Here is a 17,598-nt window from a genome sequence, read left to right as displayed (position 1 = left end):
ACCGCCGCCATCCGCCCGCCGTTCACCACGAATTGACATCCCGTCAACTGAGCGCTCCTACAGTCCTGACGCGCGACCCGCCGGTCCGTCCGGAGCGGCGGGCCCTCACTCATCCGTGGAGTGATCGTGGAACGTCGGACCTTCTTGCGCACGGCGGTGGTCGGCACCTCGGCGGCGGCCTTCGGCGGCACCCTGTGGCGCGGCGCCGCCTCCGCCGCACCCGCTCAGCCGGCCCCCGGCCCGTACGGCGCACTGCAGGCGGCCAACGGCAACGGCATCCAGCTGCCGAGCGGCTTCACCAGCCGCATCATCGCCCGGTCGGGCCAGACCGTGCCGGGCACCTCCTACCGCTGGCACAGCGCCCCCGACGGCGGGGCGACCTACGCCGACGGCTCGGGCTGGATCTACGTCTCCAACGCCGAGGTCTCCTCGGGCAGCGGCGGCGGGGCGAGCGCCGTGCGCTTCAACTCCTCGGGCACGGTGACGTCCGCGTACCGCATCCTGTCGGGGACGAACAACAACTGCGCGGGCGGCTCGACCCCGTGGAACACCTGGCTCTCCTGCGAGGAGGTCACCCGGGGGTACGTCTACGAGACCGACCCGTGGGGCGTGAACGCCTCGGTGCAGCGGCCCGCGCTCGGCCGGTTCAAGCACGAGGCGGCGGCCTCGGACCCCGACCACGGGTACATCTACCTCACCGAGGACGAGACCGACGGCCGCTTCTACCGCTTCCGGCCCACCACCTGGGGCAACCTGTCGAGCGGCACGCTCCAGGTCCTGGTGGCGGGTACGGGCACCTCCGGGCCGGTGACCTGGGCCAACGTCCCGGACCCGGCGGCCTCCTCGACCCAGACCCGCCACCAGGTCTCCGGCGCCAAGGTCTTCAACGGCGGCGAGGGCTGCTTCTACGCGGCGGGCACCTGCTGGTTCACCACCAAGGGCGACAACCGGGTGTGGGCGTACGACGCGACCACCTCGTCGATCTCGCTGGCGTACGACGACTCGCTGGTGACGGGCGGCGCCGCCCCGCTGACCGGGGTCGACAACGTCACCCGGGCCGGCTCCGGCGACCTGTACGTGGCGGAGGACGGCGGGAACATGGAGATCTGCCTGATCACGCCCAACGACACCGTGGCGCCGTTCCTGCGGATCACCGGCCAGTCCGGTTCGGAGATCACCGGCCCGGCGTTCTCCCCGAACGGCAAGCGGCTCTACTTCTCCTCGCAGCGCGGCACCAGCGGCAGTTCGTCCGGTGGCATCACGTACGAGGTGACGGGGCCGTTCCGCAGCTGACGCGCCGCGTGTGCGCCGGGGCTCCCCCGTGGCCCCGGCGTACCCTTTCGCGGTTCAGCCCCCGCGGTTCAGCCCCCGCGGTTCAGCCCTGGCCCTCGACGGCGGAGGCGTCCATCCAGATGGCCTCCCAGATGTGGCCGTCGGGGTCCTGGAACGAGCGGCCGTACATGAAGCCCATGTCCTGCGTCTCCCCCGCCGGGGACCCGCCGGCCGCCAGCGCCGCGTCGGCGAGTTCGTCGACCTTCTGGCGGCTGTCGGCGCTCAGGGCGAGGATCGCCTCGGTCGTCTTCGAGGCGTCCGCGATGTCCTTCTTGGTGAACTCCTTGAAGCGCGGCTCCGTCAGCAGCATGACGAAGATCGTGTCGCTGATGACCACACACGCGGTCTTGTCGTCGCTGAACTGCGGGTTGATGCCGTAGCCGAGCTTCTCGTAGAACCCCTTCGAGGTCTCCAGGTCCTTCACCGGCAGGTTCACGAAAATCATCTGAGCCATGGTCGTTGCCTCTTCCTCTGTCCTTCGGGCTGTCCCCGTGGGCGCTGTCGAAGGGGTAGACGGCGGGGCCGCCAGGAACTCATCGCCGTACGCGCGACGAGTTTCCACCGACTTTTCGCGGCCGCCCGCCCCCTCAGGAGCCCCCCGGCGGCGCCCCTCAGGACAGCGCGAGCGGCGCCCCGCCCCGCAGCAGCGAGCCGCCCAGCGGGGTCAGCGTGTGGAGCACCGAGCTGCCGTGGCGCAGGGTGAGGACCAGGCCCGCCTCGCGCAGGACGGAGGCGTGCTGGCTCGCCGAGGCGAGGGACACCCCGGCCCGGCGGGCCAGTTCGCTCGTCGTGCAGCCGTTGCCTATGGACTGCAGGACGGCGGAGCGGGTGTGGCCCACGAGCCGGCCGAGCCAGGGTCCGGGCTCGGCGAACTCCGGGGCGCCGGGGTGGGTGACCGGGTAGACGAGCACGGGCGGGAGCGACGGGTCGCGGTAGACGACGGGGGTGCCCCGGCAGAAGAACGAGGGCTGGAGCAGCAGCCCGCGCCCGTCGAGATACAGGTCGCGGTCGACGGGGTAGTCCGCCTCCAGCACGGGGGCCCGCCACCGGATCATCGGCGGCAGGGCCGCCAGCAGCCCGTCGGCTCCGCCGTCCAGGAGCGCGCGGCCCCGCACGGCCCGGTCGGCCTCGACGGAGGCCCGGATGTGCGGCCAGTACGGCTCGACGGCGGCGTCGTGGTAGCTCCGCAGGGCGCCGATGAGCCGGGCGAGGGGTTCGGCGCGGCCCTCGGAGAGCGCGGCGGGCAGCGCGGCCGTGACCCGCCCCGCGCCGGCGTCGGAGCAGCCGGGGCCCCGTGCGCCCCGCTGCCGCCGCCGTCCGGCCACCATCAGGTCCAGCTCGCGGCGGATGCGGTCGGCGGGGGTGTCCCGCAGCGCCTCCATTCCCACGTCGAGCCCGAAAGGCTCGGCGCCTTCCTGCGAGGGCGTCAGGAAATCCGGGAAATAGCCGCGGGGCGGGACGACCGCCGACAGCAGTTGTGCTTCACCATTCAACCGAGCTCGCGTTTCGGTCCGCCATTTCCCGAACACCGTCGAAGCCCGCCGGTCCCTCAGCCGGTGAAAACTGAGAATCGTTTCCCACAACGCGTCCGGTCTCGTGGCCATCCGCACCCGCGAAAGGTCCAGCCTGGACACATGGATCCGCAGCACTACCGCCCCCACCTGTTGCATCCGCAATTGCCCCCACCGAAGGGTATGCGGACCGTCACAGGAGGTCACCACGGGGTTTCGGCCAGAAGTGAAACGTCTCGCCCCGTTCCGCTTCACCCGAAAAGCTGTACGACGTCGGGTACGCATCCGGTGCCCGCCGGATGAGCACGTGAAGGCCGTGGGGGGCTTTGTGTGTTCGGCGGCGGCGGGCGGCGGTGCGGCTCCGTACCCGACGGGGGTAAAGCCGGGTGCGGTCCATGGGTGGGGATCCATGGACCGCACCCCGGTCCCCTCCGCTCCACCGGGCGGCCATCACCATTTCTTTGCGCATTAAACGAAGCAATGTGTGCTACGACACATCGGTAGCAAGCATTCCGCTATGGTCCGCCTTCCGGCGGCGCCCACCACATATTCCGCGGGCAAGACGAAGCGGCGGCACCCCCGCACAGGGTGCCGCCGCTTCTCGGTGTTCCGGGGATCTGTCCCGGGATGGCGGGCCGGTGAGGGACCCAGCCCAATTCCCTTATGAATCCCCGGAGTTGGTCACACGTGCCGCATCAGCGGCTGTCGCTCCCGCGCGACTGCGCAGCCGCCCGGCCCGCCTCCAGGCGGGCCACCGGGATGCGGAACGGCGAGCAGGAGACGTAGTCCAGGCCCACCTCGTGGAAGAAGTGCACCGACTCCGGGTCACCGCCGTGCTCACCGCAGACGCCGAGCTTGAGGTCCGGGCGGGTGGCCCGGCCGGCCTCCACGGCGCTGCGCACCAGCGAGCCGACGCCGTCCTTGTCGATCGTCTCGAACGGGGAGACCCCGAAGATGCCCTTCTCCAGGTACGCGGTGAAGAACGAGGCCTCCACGTCGTCGCGGGAGAAGCCCCACACCGTCTGGGTCAGGTCGTTGGTGCCGAACGAGAAGAACTGGGCGGCCTCGGCGATCTGGGCCGCCGTCAGCGCGGCGCGCGGCAGCTCGATCATGGTGCCGATGGTCAGCTTCAGGTCGGTGCCGGTGGCGGCCTGGACCTCCGCGATGACCCGGTCGGCCTCCTCGCGGACGATCTCCAGCTCCTGGACCGTGCCGACGAGCGGAATCATGATCTCGGCGCGCGGGTCGCCCTTGGCGTTCTTGCGCTGGGCGGCGGCCTCGGCGATCGCCCGTACCTGCATGGCGAACAGACCGGGGATGACCAGGCCGAGGCGCACCCCGCGCAGACCCAGCATCGGGTTCTGCTCGTGCAGCTTGTGGACCGCCTGGAGCAGGCGCAGGTCGTTCTCGTTGGCGTCCTTGCGGGACTCCGCGAGCGCCACGCGCACCGACAGCTCGGTGATGTCGGGGAGGAACTCGTGCAGCGGCGGGTCCAGCAGCCGTACGGTGACGGGCAGCCCGTCCATCGACTCGAACAGCTCGATGAAGTCGGCCTTCTGGAGCGGCAGGAGCGCGGCGAGGGCGCTCTCGCGCTCGTCGTCGGTGTCCGCCAGGATCAGCTTCTCGACCATCTCGCGGCGCTCACCGAGGAACATGTGCTCGGTGCGGCACAGGCCGATGCCCTGGGCGCCGAAGCGGCGGGCCCGCAGCGCGTCCTCGGCGTTGTCCGCGTTGGCCCGCACCCGCAGCCGGCGGACCCGGTCCGCGTACGCCATGATCCGGTGCACGGCGGCGACCAGCTCGTCGGCGTCGTCGGCACCCGCGTGCATCCGGCCCTCGAAGTACTCGACGACCGGCGACGGTACGACGGGTACCTCGCCCAGGTAGACCTTGCCGGTGGAGCCGTCGATCGAGACGAGGTCGCCCTCCTCGATGACCTTGCCGCCCACCGTCATCCGGCGGCGCTTGGTGTCGACCTCCAGGTCCTCGGCGCCGCAGACACAGGTCTTGCCCATGCCGCGCGCCACGACCGCCGCGTGCGAGGTCTTGCCGCCGCGCGAGGTCAGGATGCCCTCGGCGGCGATCATGCCTTCGAGGTCGTCGGGGTTGGTCTCGCGGCGGATCAGGATGACCTTCTCGCCGGAGCGCGACCACTTGATCGCGGTGTACGAGTCGAAGACGGCCTTGCCGACGGCCGCGCCCGGCGAGGCGGCGATGCCCCGGCCGAGCAGTTCGGTCTTCGCCTCGATGTCGAAGCGCGGGAACATCAGCTGGGCGAGCTGGGCGCCGTTGACGCGCTGGAGCGCCTCGGCCTCGTCGATCAGGCCCTGGTCGACGAGCTGGGTGGCGATCCGGAAGGCGGCACCGGCGGTGCGCTTGCCGACCCGGGTCTGGAGCATCCAGAGCTGGCCGCGCTCGATGGTGAACTCGATGTCGCAGAGATCCTTGTAGTGGTTCTCCAGCGTCTCCATGATCTGCATGAGCTGGTCGTACGACTTCTTGTCGATCGACTCCAGATCGGCGAGCGGCACCGTGTTGCGGATACCGGCGACGACGTCCTCGCCCTGCGCGTTGGTGAGGTAGTCGCCGTAGACGCCCTGGTGGCCGCTGGCGGGGTCGCGGGTGAAGGCGACGCCCGTACCGGAGTCGGGACCGAGGTTGCCGAAGACCATGGAACAGACGTTGACGGCCGTGCCGAGGTCGCCGGGGATGCGCTCCTGCCGGCGGTAGAGCTTGGCGCGGTCGGTGTTCCACGAGTCGAAGACCGCGTTTATGGCCAGGTCCATCTGCTCCCGCGCGTTCTGCGGGAACTCGCGTCCGGCCTGGTCCTGGACGATCTTCTTGAACTGCTTGACCAGCTTCTTCAGGTCGGCCGCGGCCAGGTCCGTGTCGACCGTGACCTTCTTGGCCGCCTTGGCGTCCTCCAGGGCCTCCTCGAAGAGGTCGCCGTCGACGCCGAGCACGGTCTTGCCGAACATCTGGATGAGGCGCCGGTAGGAGTCCCAGGCGAAGCGCTCGTCACCGGACTGGGTGGCGAGGCCGGCCACCGAGGCGTCGGAGAGGCCGATGTTGAGGACCGTGTCCATCATGCCGGGCATGGAGAACTTGGCGCCCGAGCGGACGGAGACCAGCAGCGGGTCGTCGGCCTGGCCGAGCTTCTTGGCCATCCGCTCTTCCAGCGCGGTGAGGTGCGCACTCACCTCGTCGCGCAGCGCCTTCGGCGCCTGCCCGCTCTCCAGGTAGACCTTGCAGGCCTCGGTGGTGATCGTGAAGCCCGGCGGGACGGGAAGACCGAGGTTGGTCATCTCGGCGAGGTTCGCACCCTTGCCGCCCAGAAGATCCTTCAGATCCTTGTTGCCCTCGGTGAAGTCGTAGACGAACTTCTGAGGATCTTTGTTTTCCGACACGGGTCTCGACTCCTCGAGGACGCGGTGGCTGCCCTGACGGCCAGGAACATACCCAGATCGAAGGTGTATGGGTACGTCCACTTGGTCGTCATGCGGCCGCAACCACCCGTCCGCCAGCAGATCTAAAGAAACTCTCCGGCGGGCGGGCTGCGGCTCTCCGTTCATCTCCTGAAGGCAGCATGGCCATTTCTTGACCCTCAGCTCTCATGTGAGCGGCACACTCCGCACTTGAGTACACTTCTCGAACGCCGTTACGTGGCACTGAGTGCCAGGTCTTCCAGAAGTGCAGCCACCGCCATAACGCTCATCTGAGCGCACCGCCGATCAAGGGTGGCGTGAATCACGCTGGTTTCGGACCCCGGATTTCAGGATTCGGACGGCGCGGAGATGTCCCGGGGACGACTCAGGCAGTCGGCGAGCACCCCGAGATCCACCTCTTCCAGGCTACGGGCGAACGTCCGCCCCTGCCCGGGGGCGACCGGGAGCAGCGACGGGACCACCAGCACCGCGCACCCGGCGGCGTCGGCGGAGGCCGTGCCGTCCGGGGAGTCCTCCACCGCCACACAGGCGGCGGGGTCGGCGGCGAACCGCTCGGCCGCCGCCCGGTACGGATCCGGGTGCGGCTTGGTCCGTACGGTGTCGTCGGCCGACAGTGTGAAGGCGAAGTCCACCCCGGCCAGCGACCCGGCGACCACCGCGTCCACGACACTCCGGGGCGAGGCGCTGACCAGGGCGATCGGCACGCCCGCGCCTTCCAGCGCGGCCAGCAGCGCGGCGGCTCCGGGGCGCAGCGGGGCGCCCGCGTCGACCTTGCGGAAGAAGGAGTCGGTCAGCTCGGCGGCGGTGCCGGGGAGTTCCGCGGGGTCGCCTCCGGTCACGCCGATCAGATGAGCGGCGGTGTCGGTGACGGCCCGGCCGACGACCTCCGGGGCGTCCGCGTCGCTCAGCTGGTGGCCGAGCCCGGCCGCCACCTCACGGGCCGTCTCCCACCAGAGGACCTCAGTGTCGACCAGGGTGCCGTCCATGTCGAAGAGGACGGCGGAGGGGAGGGCGGCGGGGGCGGTCGTCTTCACGCGTCCACCTTGCCACCGGAGGCCGCGGCACCGGGTGCCGTCGTCTCCCGTACGGGCACGACCAGCACCGGGCGGCGGACCGGGACGACCCGGGCCCGTATCCCGGGAGCGAGCTCCGTGGCGTCCCGGGAGGCGAGGTCGGCCTTGACCGCGACGCCGTCCGGGAGGTCGAGGAGGACCCGGGTGACCGAGCCCAGGAAGGCGGCGGAGACGACCGTGGCCGTGCCCTCCGGGTCTGCCGTGACACCGATGCTCTCGGGGCGGATGAGGACGTCGACCGGCCCCCGGCCTGCGGGAACGTCACCGTCGACGGGGAGCGTGGCCCCGGCGACGGCCACCGAACCGTCGCCGGTCAGCTGCCCGGGCACCCGGTTCATGGTGCCGACGAACTCGGCGACGAACGGCGTGGCGGGGCGCTCGTACAGCTCGGCCGGGGGCGCGCACTGCTCCAGGCGGCCCGCGTTGAGGACGGCGACCCGGTCGGCCATGGAGAGGGCCTCCTCCTGGTCGTGGGTGACGAAGATGGTGGTGATCCCGAGCGCCAGCTGGAGGCGGCGGATCTCCTCGCGCAGGGTGAGCCGGACCTTGGCGTCGAGCGCCGAGAGCGGCTCGTCCAGGAGCAGGACCCGGGGGCGCAGGGCGAGCGCGCGGGCCAGGGCGACGCGCTGCTGCTGGCCGCCGGACATCTGGTGCGGGTAGCGGTCGCCGTGGGCGGGGAGCCCGACGAGTTCGAGGAGCTCGTTCGCGGTGGCGTGCCGCTCGGCGGTGGCGACGCCCTTCATCCGGGGGCCGAAGGCGACGTTGTCGCGGGCGTTGAGGTGCGGGAAGAGGCTGTAGGACTGGAAGACCATCCCGGCGTCGCGCCGGTTGGCGGGGACCGGGGTGATGTCCTCGCCGTCGACCAGGACCTCGCCGGAGTCGGGCTGCTCGAACCCGGCGAGGACCCGGAGCGCGGTGGTCTTGCCGCAGCCGGAGGGGCCGAGGAGGGCGAGCAGCTCGCCGGGTTCGGCGGTGAGGTCGAGGCCGTCGAGGGCGACGGTGGGGCCGAACGCCCGGCGCAGGGAGCGGAACTCCACCCGGGCGCCGGTGGCGGCCCGCCCCTCCCGGGCGCCGGCTTCGGCCGGCTCAGGACGGGGGGCGGCGGTGGGCAGGGCTGACATGGGTGGCTACTCCTTGCCAGGTACGGGAGTGGGGGCGGCGGCCGGGACGGTGGTGGCGGAGGACCCGGTTCCGGCGCGCGAGAGGACGAGCAGCAGGGCCCAGGTGATGAGCAGGGAGAGCAGGGAGACGGCGACCGACATCCGGGCCTCGGCACCGGAGACGGTGACGATCCACACCGCGAAGGGCCGGAAGCCCAGCAGCGAGGCGACGGTGTACTCGCCGAGCACCAGCGCCAGGGTCAGGAACGACGCCCCGGCGAGCGAGGAGCGCAGGTTGGGCAGGATGACGCTCACGATCACCTGCAACCGGCTCGCCCCGCAGTTCCGGGCCGCCTCCACCAGCGTGGGTACGTCGACGGCGCGCAGCCCCGCGTCCAGCGAACGGTGCACGAACGGCAGCGCCAGCACCGTGTAGGCGAGGACCAGCACCACCGGGAACGACTCGTTCTGCACGGCCAGGAAGGTCTGGTAGAGCGGGGTGCGCGAGAAGTGGTCGGGCCCCCAGCGCAGCACGGTGGCGATCCCGGTGACCAGGGCGATCGGCGGCACCACCAGCGGCAACATGCAGATGATCTCGACGACGGCCCGCAGCCGGGGCGGCCCGAGCCGCACCGCGACGAGCGCGGGGACGACGAGCAGCAGGGCCAGAGCGATGGTGGCGGCGGCGAGCGAGAGCGAGAGGAACAGGCTCTCGGTGAAGCCGTCGGCGGACAGGATGCCGCTGTACGCCTCGAAGGTGAGGCCCTGGTTCGGCACGTGGACCGTGAAGACGAACGAGGAGAGCAGCGGGGTGACGAAGTAGAGCCCGGCGATCGCCAGGACGGCCCCGCGCCAGTAGCGCGGACGCGAGCGGCGGGCGGCCTTCACCGGGACGGGCGCCTCGGTGGCCGGGGCGGCGGTGGTCAGTGCAGCCATCGGGAGCTCCGTCGCTGGAGGGGCAGATAGACCGCCATCACCAGTCCGGCGATCACGATCATGTCGAGGCTGAGGGCCAGCGCCACGTTCTCCTGGCCGACCAGGACGTTCCCGGAGAGCGCGTCGGCGATCTTCAGGGTGACCAGCGGTACGGAGCCGCCGACGAGGGCGGCGGCCGTGGCGTGCGCGGCGAAGGCGCTGCCGAAGAGGAGGACGAACCCGCCGAGCAGCGAGGGCGCGAGCACCGGCAGTCCGACGTACCGCCAGAACTGCCAGGCGGTGGCGCCGTTGTTGCGGGCGGCCTCGCGCCACTGGGGGCGCAGTCCGTCCAGCGCGGGGACGACGACGATCACCATGAGCGGGATGAGGAAGTAGAGGTAGATGACGGTGAGCCCGGTGAAGGAGTAGAGGTTCCAGCCGAGCGCGTCGAGGTGGCCGAGCTGGGTGACCACACCGGAGATGCCGAGGGTGGCGACGAAGGCGAAGGCCAGCGGGATGCCGCCGAAGTTGGCGAGCACGCCCGAGGCGGTGAGCACGGCGCCGCGCAGCGCGCCGCGCCGGGAGGTGACGACGGCCTGGGCGATCAGCACCCCGAAGATCGTGGCGATGGCGGCGGTCAGCGCGGAGAGTTCGACGCTGCCGGTGAGCGAGGTGAGGTAGGGCCCCTGGAGCGAGCGCTGAAGGTGCTCACCGGTGAACTCGGTGGTCCCGGCGACCGGGTCGGTACGGGTGATGGCCCCGTACAGCAGGGCGCCGGCGGGCAGTCCGAAGCAGAGCCCGGCGAAGACCAGCAGCGGGAGGGCCCCGAGCCAGGCGCGAGGCGCCCGGCGGCGGCGCGTTCGGCCGCCGGCCTTCCTGCCTTCGGCCTTCCTGCCTTCGGTCGTCCGGCCGGCAGCGGGGGCCGCCCCGGGTCCCGGGGCGGCGGTCGGGTGGGAGGGGGTCATCAGGAGACGGCCTTGTCCCAGTTCTCGGAGAGCGTGGCGTTGGCCTGGTCGAGCTCCTCGGAGGAGGGGAACGTCGGCGTGCCCTCGACGGCGGGAAGCTTGGCCACGAAGGCCTTGTCGGCGGTCCCGTCCTCGGTCATGGCGGGCAGCAGCACCGGGCGGGCGTACCCCTTCAGCCAGAGGTTCTGGCCCTCGGCGCTGTACAGGTACTCCATCCACAGGCGGGCGGCCGCCGGGTGCGGGGCGTCCTTGTTGATGGCCTGCGAGTAGAACTGGGCGTAGACCCCGTCCTTCGGTACGGAGACCTTCCAGTCGACGCCCTTGCCCTTGAACTGGTCGGCGTACCCGGCGTTCAGGTAGTCCCAGTCGATGCTGATCGGCGTCTCGCCCTTCTCGACGGTGGCCGGGGTGGACTCGACGGGGATGAAGTTGCCGCTCTTCTTCAGCTTGCCGAAGAAGTCGATGCCGGGCTGGATGTCCCCGAACGACCCCTTGTTGGCCAGGGACGCCGCGTACACGCCGCCGAAGGCGGAGCCGGACTTGGTCGGGTTGCCGTTGAGGGCGACCTTGCCCTTGTACTCGGGCTTCAGCAGGTCCGCGAAGGTCTCGGGGCAGGTCTTGATGCGGGCGGCGTCGCAGCCGATGGAGACGTAGCCGCCGTAGTCGTTGTACCAGCGGCCGTCGGCGTCCTTCTGGCTGTCGGGGATCTTGTCCCAGGTGGCGACCTTGTACGGGGCGAAGAGGTTCTCGGCGGCGCCGCTGCGGGCGAAGGCGATGCCGAGGTCGAGGACGTCGGGGGCGCGCTTCTGGCCCTTGCGGGACTTGACGGCGGCTATCTCGTCGGAGCTGGAACCGTCGGGGTTCTCGCTCTTGATCTTGACCTTGTACTTGGCCTGGAAGCTCTTGATGATCTCGCCGTAGTTCGCCCAGTCCGGCGGCAGGGCGATCACGTTGAGCTCGCCCTCCTTCTCGGCGGCGGCGACCAGCTTCTCCAGCCCGCCGAAGTCGGCGACCGAGGCGGCCTCGGTGGACTTCACCCCGTTCGCACCGGTCGTGCCCTCCTCCTCGGGCGCGGCGCCGCACGCGGTGAGAGCGGTGAGAGCGGCGGTGGAGAGGGCGAGGGCGGCAACGGCACGGCTGTTGGCGCGGATACGGGGACAGGGTCGGGCTCTGCGCACGGTAGGTCTCCCTGGAGCGAAGCGTGAGGGCCACTTGTTCATACAAGCTGGCACCAGTTCGCCCGGGCCAGGTGTCGGGAAAGTTAACGTCCCATGTCCACTGCCACAAGAGGGCAGGAAGAGGAAAGCCTACTATTCAGGGGTTGTGGTAGATAACGGCCTTGCATCGAAACGTGTCACGCCGACGCTAGAGTGAGCGGCAGGACCGTCACCGACGAGCGGACCTGTACACAACGCACGGTTTACATGAAGCCAAGGGGGACGTGTGGGCGCTACGCGCTACCGGGAGATCGCCGAGTCGCTGCGGCACGCCATCCGCACCGGCACCTATCCGCTCGGCTCCCGGCTGCCGTCGGAGAGCGACCTCTCCGCCCGCTGGGAGGTCTCGCGCGGCACGGTCCGCCAGGCGGTGGCACTGCTGGCCTCCGAGGGCCTGATCGGCTCCCGGCAGGGGGCGCGACGGGTGGTGCTGCGCCAGGAGCGCCGCCAGAGCTTCCAGCAGCTCAACAGCTTCGCGCAGTGGGCACAGGCGATGGGGTGCGAGGTCGCCAGCCGCATCCTGGCCCGCACGCTGCGGACCGCGACCGACGAGGAGGCCGAGCGCCTGGACGCGGAGCCGGGCAGCCAGGTGCTGTACGTGCTGCGGCTGCGGTGGCTGGACGGGGAGCCGGTGATGGTGGAGCGGACGGTGTACGCGGACTGGGTGGCCCCGGCCGTCCTGGAGCTGCCGGAGGACTGCGTCTCGATCATGGACAGCATCGCGGAGCGGGCGGACATCGTCGCGCACCACGGCGAGCACCTGATCGACGCGGTGGCGGCGGGCAGCGAGGACGCGCGCCTGCTCCAGGTCCGCCGGGCCAGCCCGCTGCTGCGCCAGCGCCACCTGACGTACACGGCGGCGGGCCGGGCCATCGAGTGGACGGACGACCGCTACCGGGCGGGCAGCGTGGTCTTCAACGTGATGAACTCGGCGGGCGCGGCCCCGCTGGAGCGCCGGGCGGGCCCGGACGTGCGGGGCTGACCGGCTTCGGGGTGGGGCTCAGCCCGCCTCGTACGCGTACGGACTCGTACACGCACGGACTCGTACGCGTACGGACTCAGCCGCCGGAGGTGTCCAGCTCGGCGTCGGCGCTGACACCGGAGCAGTCGTACGGGTCCTTGAGCCAGCCGTCCGGCAGGACGACCCGGTTGTTGCCCGAGGTCCGCCCGCGCGGCCCGTCGGCACCGTCGGGCCAGGGCTGGTCGAGGTCCAGCTCGTGCAGCTGGCCGCCCAGCTCCTCCAGCGAGGAGGTGATGGCCAGCTTCTTGCGCATCTCGGAGCCGACCGCGAAGCCCTTGAGATACCAGGCCACGTGCTTACGGAAGTCGATCACGCCACGGGCCTCGTCGCCGATCCACTCCCCCAGCAGCGTCGCGTGCCGCACCATGACGTCCGCGACCTCGCGCAGGGTGGGCGCGTGCCGGGTCGCACGGCCCTCCATGGCGTTCACCAGATCGGCGAAGAGCCAGGGCCGCCCGAGGCACCCGCGCCCGACCACGACACCGTCGCACCCGGTCTCGCGCATCATCCGCAGGGCGTCGTCGGCGCACCAGATGTCGCCGTTGCCGAGGACGGGAATCTCCGGGACGTGCTCCTTGAGCCGGGCGATGGCGTCCCAGTCGGCGGTGCCGCCGTAGTGCTGGGCGGTGGTGCGGCCGTGCAGGGCGACAGCGGTGACCCCCTCCTCGACGGCGATGCGTCCGGCGTCGAGGAACGTGAGGTGGTCGTCGTCGATGCCCTTGCGCATCTTGATGGTGACGGGGAGGTCCCCTGCGCCTGAGACGGCCTCCTTGAGGATGGCCCGCAGCAGCGGCCGCTTGTAGGGCAGCGCGGAGCCGCCGCCCTTGCGGGTGACCTTGGGGACGGGGCACCCGAAGTTCAGGTCGATGTGATCGGCCAGATCCTCTTCGACGATCATGCGGACGGCCTTGCCGACGGTGACCGGGTCCACTCCGTACAGCTGGATCGAGCGCGGGGTCTCGGTCGCGTCGAAGTGGATGAGCTGCATGGTCTTCTCGTTGCGCTCGACCAGCGCCCGCGTGGTGATCATCTCGCTGACGAACAGCCCCTTGCCCCCGGAGAACTCCCGGCACAGCGTCCGGAACGGGGCGTTGGTGATGCCGGCCATGGGCGCGAGCACCACGGGGGGCTGCACGGTGTGCGGGCCGATGCGGAGCTGCGGGAGGGCGGGGGCGAGCGTGGTCATTGCTCCATTGTCGCGTACGCCGGAGGGGGTGGCGGGCTCGGGCTTCCGCGTAGGCGGCAGGGGGCGGCGGGGGGCGATTTTCAGCCCCGTTTCCTTGAGGCACAAATAGTTTCCACAGGGAAAGTGTTGGCGCGGCGGAGAACTTTCCGGGGTGTACCGGGCGCGCAGGTCGGCTTGTTCTGGCACGTTTACGGATTCCTGGTCGAGAACTTGTTCGTGTCGCGTGAAGGGCTCGTGGCAGCGTGTGCCGCTCCGGTGATCGCAGCGGTCACCGCGCCCACGAATCCCGCGGGGGATCGCATGGTTTCGCGTGCTTCCGGCACGCCGTTTCGGCGTGCTCGCACATCTCGCACATTTCGCACATCTCACAGAGGTGCTCTGACGGCGGCCTTGGTCGTGGCCGCGCTGGGCGCTTCCGCACTCCCGGCGCTGGCCGCGCCGGGTGGCGACCCGGCCCCGGCCCCGGCAGTGGGGTCGGTCTGGGGCAAGAAGGCCGATCCGGAGTCCATACCGCCGGTCAAGGTCGGCACCAACAGACCGCCGGCCGGCGAGGAGCAGTCCGCGCCGTCGGCGGCGGAGACGGCCTGGCAGGAGGCGCAGAAGAAGCGGGCCAAGGCGGGTGACAGCGCCTCGTCTCCCGCGGCGCGTTCGTCGGCCGGTGTGCGCGTGTACGTACCGGAGGGGCAGGGTGCGGTGCCCTGGCACCAGATCTCCGATGTCCGGGTCACGGACTCGCTGGTGGCGAGGATCAACCTGTCGAACGGCAATCTCATGCTCGCCGGCACCGACTTCGACGTCGCCGGCGTCGGCCAGAAGCTGCGGCTGGCCCGCACCTACAACTCGCTGGACGCCCCGTGGGGCAAGGTGTCGCAGCGGTGGTGGCAGGAGTACGAGCGCTACCTCCACGTCTTCACGAACGAGGTGGTGGTCTACGGCGCCACCGGGGACGCGGCGTTCTTCACGAAGAACGCCGACGGCACCTTCACCACGCCGAAGGGGTACTCCAAGGACCTGAAGAAGAGCGCGGACGGCACGTACACCCTGACCGACCGCAAGTCCGGCTCCAAGGACACCTACGACGCCAACGGCACCCTGACGAAGGTGACGGACCGGAACAAGGGCGCCATCACCGTCACCCAGCACGACGAGGGCTCGGAACACAAGGGCTTCAAGATCACGGAAACCCGCTCCGGGCGGTGGGTGGATCTGGTCAAGACCTACCCGAACCAGTGGCAGGCCAAGGATCACACCGGCCGAACCGCCGTCTTCGACCTCAACCCGGCCGGTGACCTGGCGAAGACGACGGACACCGAGGGCAAGGCCACCGTCTTCGGCTACGACTCCTCGCGCCGCCTGACGAAGATCACCACCCCCAAGGGCCGGGTGACGGTCTTCACCTACGACGACGAGAACCGCGTCACCTCGATGCTCCGGGCCACCGAGCTGAACGGCTCCGGCCACACCGGCCCGACCTGGAGCTACGCCTACTCCGCCGCTTCACACAGCGACGCCGGTACGACGACGGTCACCAACCCGGAGACCCACGCGACGAAGTACGAGCACGACGCGGACGGCCAGATCGAGAAGGTCACCGACGCACTGCAGCAGAGCCGGTCGCGGACCTTCGACGCGAACCACAACATCGACACCGCGACCGACGCCATGGGCGTGGGCAGCACCCCCGGCAACGAGACGACCTATGGGTGGGACTCCCGTAACAACCCCACCGGCTCCACCCTCCCCACCGGAGCGACCGCCACCGTGACGGGCTACCAGACCATCGCGGGCGCGGACCTGCCCGGTCGGTCGACGACGGCGGACGGCGAGAAGACCGACTACACCTACGACACGGCGGGCAACACCAAGTCCGTCGCCGTCGAGGGTACGGGCGGAGGCAACCAGTCCTTCGACTACAACCCCGCCACCCCGACCTGCGGGGGCTTCGAGGGCCAGATCTGCAAGGTCACCACGGAACTGACCGCCTCGAAGTCCGTCGCCACCACCTTCACCTACGACGCCCAGGGCAACCTGAAGACGGCCAAGGCCCCCGCGCCGCTGGGCACCACCACCTACACATACGACGACCTCGGCCGGGTGGCGACCGCCAAGGACGCCCGCGGCATCACCATCACCTACGAGTACGACCACCGCGACCGGGTCAAGAAGGTCGACTCCTCCAACTACCAGGCCGTCACCTACGAGTACGACGGCGACGGCAACCTCACCCAGCGCTCGGACGGCACGGGCGTCATCAAGTACGCCTTCGACCCGCTCTCCCGCGAGACGGTCCGGACCCTGCAGAACGGCTCGCAGACAGTTCTGGCCTACACCCCGGCGGGCAACGTCGACACCTACCAGGACCCGGCGGGCCTGACCGACTACACCTGGAACAAGGTCAACAAGCTCACCGAGCTGAAGGACCCCAAGGGCAAGATCACCAAGTACGAGTACAACAAGAACGACGTCCGTACGGTCACCACCTACCCCGGCAACACCGTCCACACGGTCACCCCGGACAAGTCCGGCCGCCCGGAGAAGATCAAGGCCACCAGCCCCAAGGGCACCCTGGTCGACCTCGCCTACACCTACGGCTACGGAACCGGTGGCGCGACCGACGGCACCAAGATCCGCACCACCACCGACACGGTCGCCGGGACGAAGACGAGCTACGAGTACGACAGCGCCGGCCGCTTCTCCTACGCGGCGGAGAACAAGGGCTCCACGCTCAACTCCTCGTGGCAGTACTGCTACGACCTGGGCGGCAACCTCACCTCGCAGGGCACCGACAAGGGCTGCCCGCGCGGCACCACGTACACCGTCAACGACGCCCAGCAGATCACCGCGAAGAACGGCTCCACCACCAACTGGTCCTACGACCAGATCGGCAACGAGACCGCCGCCGCCTCCACCCCGGAGACCACGCGCACCGGTATCAAGTGGTCCGACCACTCGCAGATGACGTCGATCACCACCGGCGGGAAGACGTACGCGGGCCAGTACGGCTCGACCGACCAGTCCGAGCGCATCAAGCTCGGCGACACCTTCTTCCACAACGGCCCGCTCGGCCTCTCCGCCACCTCGACGGCGGGCGTGGACACCGGATTCAACCGCGAACCCGGGGGCACGCTGAACTCCATGACCCGCGGGGGGAAGAACCACTACTACCTGACCGACGCGCTCGGCAGCGTCGTGGCCCTGGCCGACGAGTCCGGCACGAAGGTCAACACGTACTCCTACAGCCCGCGCGGCGTCCAGCGAGCCGCCACGAGCGAGCAGGCGCCGCAGCCGTACCGCTTCGCCGGCGGCTACCAGGACCCCACCGGGCTCTACCACTTCGCCGCCCGCTACTACGACCCCAACATCGGCCGCTTCACCACCCCCGACCCCTCCGGCCAGGAGAAGAACCCCTACCTCTACGCCGAAGGCGACCCCGTCAACCGCATCGACCCCACCGGACTCGCCTGGTACTCACCGATCGTCAACGGCGCGAAGACTGTGGCGAAGTGGGGGAAGCCGGCCCCCGGCTACGTAGTCGCGTGCTACTCCATCAACTCGGTCCTGGATGAAGACGGCAATGACCTCAAGGAGGAGCTTGGCGATCTATGGGCCTGTGCCGACCCCACCGGCGGATTCATTCCGGATTAAACGACGGTGCGACGAGGCGCTCCAACTGCTGGCCGATCGCTCCCCTTCATGAATTCTTGGAGACGGAAATGACTCGCAGTAGAAAAATTCAGATCGCACTGTGGGTTCTGGCGATCATCGCAGGGGTGACCGTAGGGATCCTCACCGTGGACTGACTCATTCGTTGCCAGGGGTAGCCAGCGCGTTT

At 70.1% G+C, this 17,598-nt stretch carries 12 protein-coding genes; 3 read left to right on the top strand and 9 right to left on the bottom strand.

The window, feature by feature from the left end; genetic code table 11:
* The first annotated feature begins 126 nt into the window (after positions 1–126).
* Positions 127–1,293, top strand: a complete 1,167-nt coding sequence (locus R2B67_RS25955) for an alkaline phosphatase PhoX (RefSeq protein WP_317821411.1) — start codon at positions 127–129, stop codon at positions 1,291–1,293.
* An 82-nt stretch (positions 1,294–1,375) separates the two neighbouring features.
* Here the strand turns inward: R2B67_RS25955 and R2B67_RS25950 are convergent, their stop codons facing one another.
* The 8 genes from R2B67_RS25950 to R2B67_RS25915 all read right to left on the bottom strand — a co-directional run bounded on the left by R2B67_RS25950 (position 1,376) and on the right by R2B67_RS25915 (position 11,520).
* Positions 1,376–1,786 carry a VOC family protein gene (locus R2B67_RS25950; protein WP_026241404.1) on the bottom strand — a complete coding sequence of 137 codons (411 nt, stop codon included), beginning with the start codon at positions 1,784–1,786 and terminating at the stop codon, positions 1,376–1,378.
* Positions 1,787–1,943: 157 nt separating this feature from the next.
* On the bottom strand, positions 1,944–2,981 hold the full coding sequence (locus R2B67_RS25945; RefSeq protein WP_317824959.1) for an ArsR/SmtB family transcription factor: 1,038 nt from the start codon (positions 2,979–2,981) through the stop codon (positions 1,944–1,946).
* Positions 2,982–3,538: 557 nt separating this feature from the next.
* On the bottom strand, positions 3,539–6,250 hold the full coding sequence (gene ppdK, locus R2B67_RS25940; RefSeq protein ID WP_109977591.1) for a pyruvate, phosphate dikinase: 2,712 nt from the start codon (positions 6,248–6,250) through the stop codon (positions 3,539–3,541).
* A 365-nt stretch (positions 6,251–6,615) separates the two neighbouring features.
* Positions 6,616–7,323 carry an HAD family hydrolase gene (locus R2B67_RS25935; protein ID WP_317821408.1) on the bottom strand — a complete coding sequence of 236 codons (708 nt, stop codon included), beginning with the start codon at positions 7,321–7,323 and terminating at the stop codon, positions 6,616–6,618.
* Positions 7,320–8,483, bottom strand: a complete 1,164-nt coding sequence (locus tag R2B67_RS25930) for an ABC transporter ATP-binding protein (RefSeq protein ID WP_317821407.1) — start codon at positions 8,481–8,483, stop codon at positions 7,320–7,322. Before R2B67_RS25930 ends, R2B67_RS25935 begins: the two co-directional genes overlap by 4 nt.
* 6 nt (positions 8,484–8,489) lie before the next feature.
* Positions 8,490–9,398 (bottom strand): ABC transporter permease, encoded by a 909-nt coding sequence (locus tag R2B67_RS25925; RefSeq protein WP_317821406.1) that lies wholly within the window; start codon positions 9,396–9,398, stop codon positions 8,490–8,492.
* Positions 9,386–10,342: an ABC transporter permease gene (locus R2B67_RS25920; RefSeq protein WP_317821404.1), complete on the bottom strand. Its 957-nt coding sequence runs from the start codon at positions 10,340–10,342 to the stop codon at positions 9,386–9,388. Before R2B67_RS25920 ends, R2B67_RS25925 begins: the two co-directional genes overlap by 13 nt.
* On the bottom strand, positions 10,342–11,520 hold the full coding sequence (locus R2B67_RS25915) for an ABC transporter substrate-binding protein (protein ID WP_317821403.1): 1,179 nt from the start codon (positions 11,518–11,520) through the stop codon (positions 10,342–10,344). Before R2B67_RS25915 ends, R2B67_RS25920 begins: the two co-directional genes overlap by 1 nt.
* Before the next feature lie 265 nt (positions 11,521–11,785).
* Here R2B67_RS25915 and R2B67_RS25910 point away from each other — a divergent pair, with 265 nt between their 5' ends.
* Positions 11,786–12,541: a GntR family transcriptional regulator gene (locus R2B67_RS25910; protein ID WP_317821401.1), complete on the top strand. Its 756-nt coding sequence runs from the start codon at positions 11,786–11,788 to the stop codon at positions 12,539–12,541.
* A 76-nt stretch (positions 12,542–12,617) separates the two neighbouring features.
* Here R2B67_RS25910 and dusB read toward each other — a convergent pair whose 3' ends face one another.
* On the bottom strand, positions 12,618–13,766 hold the full coding sequence (gene dusB, locus R2B67_RS25905; protein WP_109977594.1) for a tRNA dihydrouridine synthase DusB: 1,149 nt from the start codon (positions 13,764–13,766) through the stop codon (positions 12,618–12,620).
* A 396-nt stretch (positions 13,767–14,162) separates the two neighbouring features.
* Here dusB and R2B67_RS25900 point away from each other — a divergent pair, with 396 nt between their 5' ends.
* Positions 14,163–17,411 carry an RHS repeat-associated core domain-containing protein gene (locus tag R2B67_RS25900; RefSeq protein WP_317824958.1) on the top strand — a complete coding sequence of 1,083 codons (3,249 nt, stop codon included), beginning with the start codon at positions 14,163–14,165 and terminating at the stop codon, positions 17,409–17,411.
* Positions 17,412–17,598: the final 187 nt, after the last annotated feature.

Source organism: Streptomyces cyaneofuscatus, assembly GCF_033109485.1.
Classification (GTDB): domain Bacteria; phylum Actinomycetota; class Actinomycetes; order Streptomycetales; family Streptomycetaceae; genus Streptomyces; species Streptomyces cyaneofuscatus.
Note: the sequence above shows the minus strand (reverse complement) of the source record. Positions and strands in the feature narration are given on the sequence as shown.